Origin of the sequence: Micromonospora sp. NPDC050695 (genome assembly GCF_040654415.1) — a bacterium.
GTDB lineage: Bacteria > Actinomycetota > Actinomycetes > Mycobacteriales > Micromonosporaceae > Micromonospora.
On sequence record NZ_JBFAHZ010000024.1, the window covers coordinates 16929 to 27444 of the forward strand.

Annotated in this window: 9 protein-coding genes; 5 read left to right on the top strand and 4 right to left on the bottom strand. The window is 69.8% G+C overall.

Annotation, left to right across the window (positions count from 1 at the left end):
- Window positions 1–845 precede the first annotated feature (845 nt).
- Together AB0H52_RS19285 and AB0H52_RS19290 are read right to left on the bottom strand one after the other, a co-directional pair.
- Window positions 846–2492 (bottom strand): S8 family serine peptidase, encoded by a 1647-nt coding sequence (locus AB0H52_RS19285; protein ID WP_192580330.1) that lies wholly within the window; start codon window positions 2490–2492, stop codon window positions 846–848.
- Window positions 2493–2533: 41 nt separating this feature from the next.
- A complete protein-coding gene (locus tag AB0H52_RS19290; protein WP_225854592.1) occupies window positions 2534–3175 on the bottom strand; it encodes a sigma-70 family RNA polymerase sigma factor in 642 nt (213 codons plus the stop codon).
- 795 nt (window positions 3176–3970) lie between these two features.
- Here AB0H52_RS19290 and AB0H52_RS19295 point away from each other — a divergent pair.
- From AB0H52_RS19295 to AB0H52_RS19310, 4 genes are all read left to right on the top strand, one after another.
- A complete protein-coding gene (locus AB0H52_RS19295) occupies window positions 3971–4495 on the top strand; it encodes a sigma-70 family RNA polymerase sigma factor (RefSeq protein ID WP_225854593.1) in 525 nt (174 codons plus the stop codon).
- A gap of 125 nt (window positions 4496–4620) precedes the next feature.
- Window positions 4621–5331: a ThuA domain-containing protein gene (locus AB0H52_RS19300; protein ID WP_151490776.1), complete on the top strand. Its 711-nt coding sequence runs from the start codon at window positions 4621–4623 to the stop codon at window positions 5329–5331.
- A complete protein-coding gene (locus AB0H52_RS19305; protein ID WP_151490777.1) occupies window positions 5301–6410 on the top strand; it encodes a Gfo/Idh/MocA family oxidoreductase in 1110 nt (369 codons plus the stop codon). Before AB0H52_RS19300 ends, AB0H52_RS19305 begins: the two co-directional genes overlap by 31 nt.
- Before the next feature lie 111 nt (window positions 6411–6521).
- A complete protein-coding gene (locus tag AB0H52_RS19310) occupies window positions 6522–6725 on the top strand; it encodes a hypothetical protein (protein ID WP_225854594.1) in 204 nt (67 codons plus the stop codon).
- A 16-nt stretch (window positions 6726–6741) separates the two neighbouring features.
- Here AB0H52_RS19310 and AB0H52_RS19315 read toward each other — a convergent pair whose 3' ends face one another.
- Both AB0H52_RS19315 and AB0H52_RS19320 read right to left on the bottom strand, forming a co-directional pair.
- Window positions 6742–7953 carry an MFS transporter gene (locus tag AB0H52_RS19315; RefSeq protein ID WP_357949000.1) on the bottom strand — a complete coding sequence of 404 codons (1212 nt, stop codon included), beginning with the start codon at window positions 7951–7953 and terminating at the stop codon, window positions 6742–6744.
- Window positions 7954–8242: 289 nt separating this feature from the next.
- Window positions 8243–8977 (bottom strand): VOC family protein, encoded by a 735-nt coding sequence (locus AB0H52_RS19320; protein WP_151490779.1) that lies wholly within the window; start codon window positions 8975–8977, stop codon window positions 8243–8245.
- Between the two features lie 196 nt (window positions 8978–9173).
- Between AB0H52_RS19320 and AB0H52_RS19325 the strand changes: the two genes are divergently transcribed.
- Window positions 9174–10460 (top strand): hypothetical protein, encoded by a 1287-nt coding sequence (locus AB0H52_RS19325; protein ID WP_357949003.1) that lies wholly within the window; start codon window positions 9174–9176, stop codon window positions 10458–10460.
- Window positions 10461–10516 lie beyond the last annotated feature (56 nt).

The window sequence follows — 10516 nt, forward strand, 5'->3', positions numbered from 1 at the left end:
CTCCCCATCCCCACAACCGTCCACGCTCCCGAGCCCCGCACGTGCTAATGGGCAGTCGACGCCCCGTGTCCGGTAGCTGTCACGTCAAGCTGAGACGGTTTGTGTCTGTTGGATGGGCTGGTTGATATAGGTCAGGTCGGATACTCCGGTGGTTGGGGGCGCCGCGTGAACCGGTGTGGGTGCTCGGCTTGTGCGGCGTCGCGGGCGTCATGCCGGTGCCGGCGGATGTGTTCGGCGGTGCCGTAGTGGACTGACGCCGGTGAATGGGAGTTTCGAGATCGATGGCGGCGGTGGTGACGGTGGTCACCACCGCCGTTTCGCGTGTCGTTGAAAGGTGAAGCTGTCGCACCGGAGCTTCGCCCTGGTTCAGCGCGTCATTCGCTCGGGCTGGTGAGCGAGCCGCGCCAGCCCCCGCGCCAGCCCCCGCGTCGCCACCCGACCGGCCCGCCTGTGGGTACGGCATACTGCGTCGATGGCTGGCGTCTCCGTCTGGGCGGCGGTGATGGCCACCGGCGAACGGGTGAGCGGGCAGGACTGCGAGCCGGCGCGTTCTGGCCGGGCTCCCATGAGACGTCCTTACTCGGAACGGCTCAACGATCGGATGGGCACCGTCCGAAGCCCGTCGCCAAGCAGCCACACCACGAGCTGCACGAATTCTGGGCAGGTCAGTCAGACAGCACAGGTGATCACCTGGTGCCCTCTCGAGACCGGGGACCTGTCGCGAGGAGCCTGTCTATCGATGCTTGCCACGGCCGTATCCACCACGATCCGATCTGGACCGACGGCCGGTCATCCCGGCCGCCCCACCCCTTGTCGAGATCGCCTCAATGAGTTCCGCCGACCGTTCACCACTCCCGGTCGTCCGCGTCGGACTGCGTCGCGGTGGTGTCGTCCGTCCAGTGGGTCGCGTCGGCCGACTCGACCGGTCCGTTCCAGTGCGGCTGCGGGCCGCCGGCCATCACGGGCGAGGGGAACTGAACCGGGGCCGCGGGCTGCACGTCGCTCATGTCCTCGGCCCGGCCACGCCACAGGCGTACCATCCGCCAGACCAGATAGCCGGCGGCTCCGAGGGTGATCAGGATGACCACGACGAGCCAGAAGGAGTATCCGTGCGTCTCTTGCGCCGTCATCTCGGCGCTGTCGCTCTCGGTGGCTACCGGGTCGTTCTCCTCGGCAAGCACCTCGGTCACCGATGCCGCTGGGTTGATCATTCCCCAGCCGAACGAACCGTCGGGGCGGGTGCCCTCGCCGACCTGATCCGCCGTCGCCTGGACGCGGTGCGTCACCTGGGAGGCCGTGAGGTCCGGGTACGCGGCGCGTACGAGGGCGGCCTCCCCGGCGGCGAAGGCGACCGCGTAGTACGTTCCCGTACCCGCCGTGCCGCCGGCACCGGTGACTCCGAGGCTGGTGACGTTCACGCCGGGCGCCACGATGTCGATGCCGCCCTTGCGGTACGCGTCCGCGGCCTGCATGTCGGCGCTGACGCCAGCGACCCGCAGGACTCCCGGGCCGGATGGCGGCTCACCGACGCCCGCCTCGGTCTTGGCCCCGACAACGACGACGACGTTCTGCATCACCGCGTTCTTGAGGGCCGTGGCGACCTCCGGTGCCCCGGCGTCCATGGCGGGGCCCAGTGCGATCACGGTGGCGCCAGCCGAGACCGCGTACGTCACGGCCTGGGCCTGAACGTTCGTCGGCAGCACGCCTCCGGCCGTCGAGCGGACCCGGATCGGCAGCACCGACGCGTCCGGCGCCATGCCGGTCAGCTCGCTTCCCGGTGTCTTCTGCGCCACGATCAACCCGGCCATGGACGAGCCGGTGCCGAGGCAGTCCACGTCACCACGGCTCTTGCCGTCGGCCATGTCGTGGCCGGCACTGACCCGCCCGACCAGTTGCGGCAGCTTTCCGTCGACGCCCGAATCGAGGATGGCCACGACCTGACCCTTGCCGCGGCTCTGCGGCCAGGCCTGGTCCGCGGCCAGACGCAGCGCGGCCCAGTCCAGGCGGGTCGTCGACGCGGCGCCGGCACAGTTCATGCCACTCGGCGGTGACCCGCCGCCGGGGGGCAGGCCGCCGTCGGGGATCTGTCCGGGACCCGTTGCGGCGCCGTCGCCCTGCGGTTTGCCGGGCGTCGTGGCCGAGCCCTGAGTGGCCGGTCCCGTGTACCGGATGTCCTGCCCCACGGCGTCCCACGGCATCACCAGTCGCCAACCGGCCGTCAGCCGGTTCGGGTCCGACAGCTTGTTGCCGTCCGGCTGGACGCGGCCGACGTTGAGGTCGAAGATTTCCGTGGATCGCGCGTCGCTGCCCAGGAACCGTCCCGCGATCTCGCCGAGGTTCTCCGGCGCACCCTGGTATGCCGAGGTCACCACGTAGTACTTCACGTAGTCGGCGTCGGCCTGCGCGGCTTGCGTCATGCCGGGCCCGAGTATGGCCAGCGCCGCCGCGGCGAGGCTGAAGAGCAGGCGTTGCGCCGCGGCCGGTCGGGTCATCTCATTGCCTTTCGGATAAGGGCCCGCAGGCGAGGGCCCGGTCATGCGTCCGGTTCGGAGCCGGCGTTGAATCCCTGGTCGGACAGTGCTTTGCGCAGTGCACGAAGCGCGTGGAACGACCTCGACTTCACCGTTCCGGGTGGGATATCCAGGTTCTCGGCCGCCTCGGCGATCGAGTGGTTCAGGAAATACAACTGAATCAGCGTCGTACGAAGCCGTTCCGGCAACGACGCCACGGCCCGTCGGACGTATTGCGAGTCGAGGTCGCGGGCGAAGCGCTCCTCGGCACTTTCATCGGAGGTGGCATCGCCTATCTCGTCGGTGTAGTCGAGCGGGCGCACCTGCGCGGCGCGGACGTTGTCGATGGCGATCCGCCGTGCGACCGTGAACAGCCAGGCTCGATTCCAGCGGCCGCCCTCGTTGCGGGCATCGGGATGCTGCCAGGCACGCACCATGGTTTCCTGCACGATGTCCTCGGCCCAGTGCCGGTCGCCGTTTGCCAGCCGGATGGCATAGGCGAGCAACACCGGCCGGTGCACCAGTTGCAGGTGCCGAAGGGCCGCCATCCCATCCAGCGGTGAGGTGGCGTCGCCCTGCTCGGACAGGTACGCTCCGTCATCGGTTGCCTTACGGAGAGCGAGACTGGTTTCGCTGGATCCGGCCGTGTCATCGATCGGAGGCATGTGCCGTCCTTTCCTGAAGACCACGACCTCTGACCCCAGTCGCACATCGCTTAGCCCACCGCGCCCATCCGTCGCGGGCCGCACCCATCAGCGGTCATTGAAGCGGGCTCCACTTGACACTCTCTGAACCGCCTCTTCCGGCCCTCCGTCCGTCGTGTCAACGGTCCTGGCCCGCGCCCCGAAGCCGATCGGTGCTCCTTCACACGGAGTCCCGCGCGAATTGCGGTTCGGGTTGAGGCACCGGGCTGGGCGTCGTGAACCGAATGATCCGGCGCGTCGTTGCTTGCAGGGGGATGCTCGGTAGTCATCCCCGGAGGAGACCCGCTAGCCCATGACCGTCCCTGAACAACACCTCGACAACGCTCTCCGCGCGCTGCAGAGCGATCTTTCCATGCCGGTCGACTGGAGTGCGGTTCGCGCAAGAGCGAAGCGCACCCTGGCCGCACCGCCCGGACCCGCGGCGGAACCTGCAACCGATGCTCCGGGCCTGGACATCGACGGTCTCGACCCCGCGTCACTGACGGCTGCGTACGAGCAGGTCGTTGCCCTGGTGATGCTGAAAGACCCCAGTCTCGCGGACGTGATGGGCGAGCTGGTCGAGGGCCGCAGACGTCTTGACAAGGTGGAGGGTCTGGGCCCGAGCCCGGTTGTCTTCCCCCGTCCCGCGGCTCCGCGAGGCTCCAGTGCGGCGGCCGCACTCCGATCGCAGGGCGGCGTTGCTCGGCGCGCCGGACCGGTCGTACCCCAGCCGCGTGCGGATAAGCCAAAGGACGGGCGGGCACCAGGGCACACGCGGTGAATGAGGTCGCCCCGGAAAGAGACACCGAAGGCATGACGCCCGAGGAGGCCCTTGAGCATCTCCAGCAGGTACAACGTCCTGCGCTGCTGGCCTACGTGTCGCGGCTGGTCGGTGGCGACGTCCACTGGGCGGAGGACGTCGTGCAGGAGACGATGGTGCGGGCCTGGAAGAACCCGGACTCCCGGGTGGACGGCCGATGGAGCCGCGGCTGGCTCTACACGGTGGCCCGGCGCATCCTCATCGACCAGGCGCGGGCGGCCCGTTCACGTCCCGAGCTGACCTCGGCGGAGGCGTTGACACACATTCCCGCCCAAGACGCCGAGGTCGACAGCTTCATAGACGGGACCGAGATCCGGGCAGCCGTCGCCGCTCTCCCGGAACGCCTTCGCACGGTCCTGATCGAGCTGTACTACCAGGAACGTACGGTCGCCGAAGCCGCGCAGATCCTCAACGTTCCGGCCGGGACCGTGAAGTCCCGCAACTTTTACGCGATCCGCGCACTGCGTGACCAGCTGGCCTGACCACGAACGCCGGCGGTGGCGGCAACCACGAGTACGGTGTCGAGGCGACGGGCACGGGCATCGGCGGCACGTCGCCGGGGCGGGAGCGTCCAGCCCGGTGCCGGCCGACCGTGGAGGGAGCGAGGATGGCGCAGCGCAGAGCACTTGTGGTTCGGGGCGGGTGGGAGGGGCACCAGCCGGTCAAGGCGACGGACCTGTTCATCCCCTTCCTCGAACGCAGCGGCTATGCCGTACGGGTTGAGGAGTCGACGGAGATCTACGCCGATGCCGCCGAGATGGCCGACACCGATCTCGTCGTGCAGTGCGTGACGATGTCGCAGATCACCTCGGAGCAGGCGGCGGGCCTCAGCGCGGCGGTCATCGCCGGTACGGGATTCACCGGCTGGCACGGCGGGATCGTGGATTCGTTCCGCGCGTCATCGGAGTACTTGCACCTGGTGGGCGGCCAGTTCGCGACCCATCCGGGTAAAGAGCCGTGCGAGCGTCACGGTGGCGCGGAGGACAACTTTCTGCCGCACACGGTGCGCATCACCGACCTCGGCCGAGAGCATCCGATCACCGCGGGCATCGAGGACTTCGACCTGGTCACCGAGCAGTACTGGGTGTTGCACGACGACCTGATCGACATCCTCGCGGTCACCACCCACCCGAGCAGGGCGTGGCAGCCATGGCACCGGCCGGTCACCTCGCCGGCGATCTGGACCCGACTGTGGGGTGCCGGGCGCATCGTCGTGACGACCCCGGGACACAGCCTTGACGTGCTGGAGCACGCGAGCGTCCGTACCGTCATCGAGAGGGGGATGAGGTGGGCGACCCGCACCGCGTCGGCATCGTAGGTCTCGGGGTCATCTCCCGCGCGTACCTGGACACACTCGCGAACCACCCCGCGGTGTCGATCGCCGCCCTGGCCGACCTCGATGCCTCCCGGTCGGCCGCGGTCGCCGCCACGATCCCCGGCGCCGAGGCGATGAGCGTCGAGGCCCTGCTCGCCCGCCCCGACGTGCAGACGGTACTCAACCTCACGATCCCCGCGGCGCACGCCGACATCTCGCTCGGCGCGATCGACGCGGGCAAGAACGTGTACGTCGAGAAGCCGCTCGCCGTGACGTTCCCGGACGGCCGTTCGATCATCGATCGGGCCAAGACGGCCGGCGTCCGCGTGGGGTGCGCGCCGGACACCGTCCTGGGCACGGGTACGCAGACGGCGCGTGCGGCCATCGACGGCGGGCTGATCGGACGCCCGTTGTCCGCGTCGGCCGTCATGGTCACCCCTGGGCACGAGCGCTGGCATCCCAATCCCGACTTCTACTACGCGCCCGGCGGCGGCCCGTTGCTGGACATGGGGCCGTACTACATCTCGGCGCTCATCCACCTGCTCGGGCCGGTCCGTGCGGTGAGCGGAACCGCCAGCCGGCTGCGCGCCGAGCGCGTCATCGGCTCGGGGCCTCGGATGGGCCAGCGGATCACGGTGGAGGTGGACACCCACGTGACCGGCGTGCTGGAGCACGCCAACGGTGCTCTGTCCACCATCACGACGAGCTTCGACGGCGTCGCGACGACTGCCGCGCCGATCGAGGTCCATGGGGAGGCCGGCACGCTCGCCGTACCCGATCCGAACACCTTCGACGGTGAGGTCCGCCTCTTCGCGCTCGGCGGCACCCAGTGGCGCGTTCTCGAACCGCGGGCCGGTTACGCCGAGGGTTCCCGAGGTCTGGGTCTGATCGACCTGGTCAGCGCCGACGGTCAGCGTCCGCCGCGCGCTGGCGGTGACGTGGCCCTGCACGTCCTTGAAACGATGACGACCCTGCTGCGGTCGGCGGACGAGGGTCGGCGGATCGAGCTGACGACGGTGGTGCAGCGGCCCGTGCCGGTTCCGCTCACTCCGGTCGAGGACTGGACGGCATACGGCCACTGAACGGGGTCAGCCCGGGCATCGCCGACAGGACGCCGTCGGCGGGGCGATCCTCGCCGTCGTGGAACAGCCACATTCGGGACGGGCGCAGCGGCGGGCGCCGACAATGGGGGAGTGGCACCTGCCTTCGTCCTCACCTACGAGGACGCCGACAAGTCGATCGCCGACATCGGCACCTGGGAGGAGCACGACCGCACCGACCGCCGGATGCTGTTCACGTTGCACGGCCGCACCGGCCGCCGGCGATACGCGCTCATCCGCACCGGCGAGGGATGGCTGCTCCACCTGACGAAGGAGCAGCCCGTGGATGGCCGCTGACGGCGACGCCCCGCGGTCAACGCGGTAGCGGCGAGGCCCGCACCGCGGTTTCCCGCCCAGCGGCGGCCGGCGCTGGCGTGGCGGCGTGACGCCGCCGCGCGTCCACGGCGAGCAGCGTGAGGGCGACCAGCGTCAGCGATCCACCGACGAGTGCCAGCGGGCGTGCCCCCGAGATGGACAGGAGGGCGCCGCCGAACAGCGAACCACCGGCAATGCCCGCGTTGAAGGCGGTGCTGACGCCGGCCGAGGCGATGTCGGTGCTGCCGGGAGCCAGTTGCAGCATCCGGCTCTGCACGGCGGAGCCGAACGCCGCGTAGGCGAGGCCGATCCCGGCGAGAAACGCGACCGCGCCGGGCCGGAGCGCGCCCAGCGCGTACATGCCGATCAGCGAGGCCGCGCCGATGCTCAGCGGCGTCAGCAGAGAGGCGATCGGCCGGGTGTCCAGGGTCCGGGCCGCGGCCAGGGTGCCGACGACGCCGGCGGTGCCGGCGGCGAACAGCAGCGGTGCCAGGGCCGCGTCGGCGAAGCCGCTGACGTCGAGCAGGAACGGTGTGATGTAGGTCTGCAGGGTCATGAAGCCGCCGATGCCCAGGGCCGTGGCGATCAGCAGCACGGTGAAGCGCCGCCCGTCCGGTGCGGTGCCCCGGGCGGCACCGCCGGTCGCCGGGGGATAGGAGGGGAGGAGGATCAGCACCGCGGCGGCGATCGCCAGACCGACCCCGGCCAGCACCGCGAACGCCGTACGCCAACCGGCGTGCTGCCCGAGCCAGGCGCCGAGGGGTACGCCGAGCACCGGGGCGAGCGTCGCCCCGGTCGCGAACAGCGCCACGACCCGGCCGCGTACCGCGATCGGGAAGGGCCCGGTCACGGTCGCCGTGGCGATGGACCAGAACAGCGCCTGGGCGAGTGCGGTCAGGAGACGGGCGCCGGCCAGCACGGCGTACGTCGATGCGAGCGCGGCGGCGGCGTTCGCGGCGGCGAACAGGATCATCGTGCCGCCGAGAAGGTGACGCCGGGGGATCCGCTGGGTCAGCCGGGCCAGTGGCACGGACGCCACCACGACCACGACCGCGTACCCGCTGACCAGCATTCCCACCCGCGAGCGCGACCGGTCGAGATCGGGTGCGATGTGGGTCAGCAGGCCGACGGGCAGCAGCTCGGTCGTGATGAACGCGAACGCGGCCAGGGAGAGCACGACGAGTACGGCCCAGGCCCGTCGCGGTGACACCTCCGGCGCCATGGTCCACCCCCATTCATGGTCACCGTAGCCGAGCGTCCAGCCCCTGCTCCGGTCGCCGGCCCCGACCGCAGCGACACCCGCGCGCGTCCGTGATCAGCCGTCGGGCCGCCGGTCAGGATCGTGTCCGGAACGGGGCCAGGACGGCCCGGATCTGGTCGCCCGCGCCCCAGTCGTCGTCGAACTGGGCCAGTACGGCGGGGTGGACTCCTCAAGCCCGGCGTGCCCGCCCACCTCGGCGGCGGTAGCGCGGTCCCGGCGAGCACGGGTCGCGGCCCTGTCAGGCGGGGGTGAGCAGGCAGAACTCGTTGCCTTCCGGGTCCGCCAGGACCTTCCACCCGACGCTCCGGTCCAGGTCGACGGAGGTGGCGCCGAGAGCCCGCAGTCTCGCCGCCTCGGCCTCCAGGTCGTCATCCGGGTACGGGCGGACGTCGAGGTGGACGCGGTTCCACACGGTCTTCACGTCGGGTGTGCGGATGAACTCCAGATAGGGGCCGACGCCCTTGGCCGAGCGCAGCACCGCGCGGTGGTCGGTCACCTCGTGCACGGTCCAGTCGGTGGCCTCGCCCCAGAAGCGGGCCATGGCGCGCGGATCCGCGCAGTCGGCCACCACGGCGGCGATCGGGCCGGTGTCCTGGTAGATCGGCCGGGGCTCCAGCACGCAGAACTCGTTGCCCTCCGGGTCGGCCAGGACCGTCCACGGGACGTCGCCCTGGCCGATGTCGGCGGGTGTCGCGCCGAGATCCCTCAGGCGCGCGACGACCTCCGCCTGATGGGCCGTCGAGGTGGTGGCGAGGTCGATGTGCACGCGGTTCTTCACCGTCTTGGGTTCCGGGGAGACGACGAGGTCGATACAGACAGCGACGGGGTCGGGGTAGACGAAGCCCTCGGGTTCGAGGTTCGTCACGCCGGGCCCCTCACTGGAGACCTCCCAGCCCAGCGCCTGCGCCCAGAAGCCGCCCAGCGCGGAGTCGTCCCGAGCCTTCATGTTGATCTGCACAAGCCGCGTCGCCATGGCAGCGATGCTAGAGCCCGTCGAGCCGGCGGTGGTACCCGAACCGGAGTGATCGCTCGGTGTGGCGACGTCGGCACCCCGGCGCGGCGTCCGGCGCCGGCGGCCGGGTCTTCCGGGAGGAGAGCAGCGACACGGACCTTGTCGATGCCTGCGATAATCGCCTGGTCGACGTCTGGGTCGATGAGGAGGCGGCGAGTTGAGCAGCCTGGTCTACTTCGCACACAGCTATCGACCTCGAGACGCGATGATCAATGACTATTTCGCTCGCCTCATGGAGGCCGAGGGTCTGATTGCCAGCCTCGACCCTCCGTCGACACACGTGAACTCCGCGAAACTCGAGCGTCATCTCAGTCACTGCGATGCGATGGTCGTCGTCCTGACCGAGCGCGAATCCGGCACCTCACCGCACATCATGTACGAGATTGGTCTCGGGCTGAGGAGCAGAAAGCCCCTCCTGGTGTTCGTGGAGGACACCCTCCCGCGAACAATTCTTCCGCCAACTCTGCTGCAGTGTCGATTCTCGTTCCGTTCGTTCCCACGGAATGTGCGTGAGCACCGGCAGGCACTGGCGATGCTTCGCGCCTACACCGGGGAGCCGACTCCTCGCTACCAGAGCCCACTGAGTCCACGGACCTGCCTCCTGCTCGGGTCCTCGGTGCTGGCGGCGGGAGTGGGTGACGCCGTGCGGGAGTTCATCGAGCGCGAGAGGCGCTACACGGTCCTCTCGTCCCAGGCGTTGCTCGCCGAGATTGACGAACACCCGATCGGATACAGCGCTCTCAGCGAGGTGAGCCTGGCTGTGGCGTTCACCGGCGCGACGGCGGATCGGCGTGAAGACCGCCTTCTCGGCGAAGTCCGAGGCACGAACGTCCCACTGATTCGCGTGGTGGTTGAGCCGGGCCCCGCGACGGTGGCGAAGGTGCCCGCCGAGTATCTGCCCAGGGTGATGCGGCCCGAGTTGGGGACGGCGGGTCTGATCAGCCTGGTCTCCACCGAGCTGGAGATCTACGAGGAGGACTTCCTTGAACTGTCGGACGGTTCCAGCGCCGATCGCTACACGCAATTCCTCATCGACCTCGGTGGCCGAGGTCGATACGGTGCACTCACTCGGGAGCGAGGAGTAGAGGTCATCATGGGTGATCGATACGACGTCCAAGGTCAGGCCGGCGCGGTCGGGCCGAATGCTCACGTGCACGACGTCTCCTTCGTGCAGCTGTGGAATCAGCTGGGAAACGGGATCGATCTGCCGACCCTCGCGGAGGAGCTCTCGCGGCTGCGTGTCGCCCTGCGCGAACGAGCGACGACGCCGGAGGACGACCGGGCGGTGGCCGACATCGGACAGGCTGAACTCGCTGCCCGGAGCGACGACGGCGTCGGGGCACTGAAGAGTCTCAGAGCCGCCGGAAGGTGGGCGCTCGACACGGCGAATGCCATCGGGGTCGCGGTTGCCGCCGAAGCCATCAAGATCGCCCTGGGGAACTGACGGGGGTCACGGCCTGCGGCGTAGTTCGCGCAACACACCGTGCCGGTGCGCGGCCC

What these genes read in the sequence shown, in the direction of transcription:
- AB0H52_RS19320 (WP_151490779.1), bottom strand. Translation starts at nt 8,977, where the DNA reads ATGGCGACGCGGCTTGTGCAGATCAACATGAAGGCTCGGGACGACTCC.
- AB0H52_RS19285 (WP_192580330.1), bottom strand. Translation starts at nt 2,492, where the DNA reads ATGACCCGACCGGCCGCGGCGCAACGCCTGCTCTTCAGCCTCGCCGCG.
- AB0H52_RS19300 (WP_151490776.1), top strand. Translation starts at nt 4,621, where the DNA reads ATGGCGCAGCGCAGAGCACTTGTGGTTCGGGGCGGGTGGGAGGGGCAC.
- AB0H52_RS19290 (WP_225854592.1), bottom strand. Translation starts at nt 3,175, where the DNA reads ATGCCTCCGATCGATGACACGGCCGGATCCAGCGAAACCAGTCTCGCT.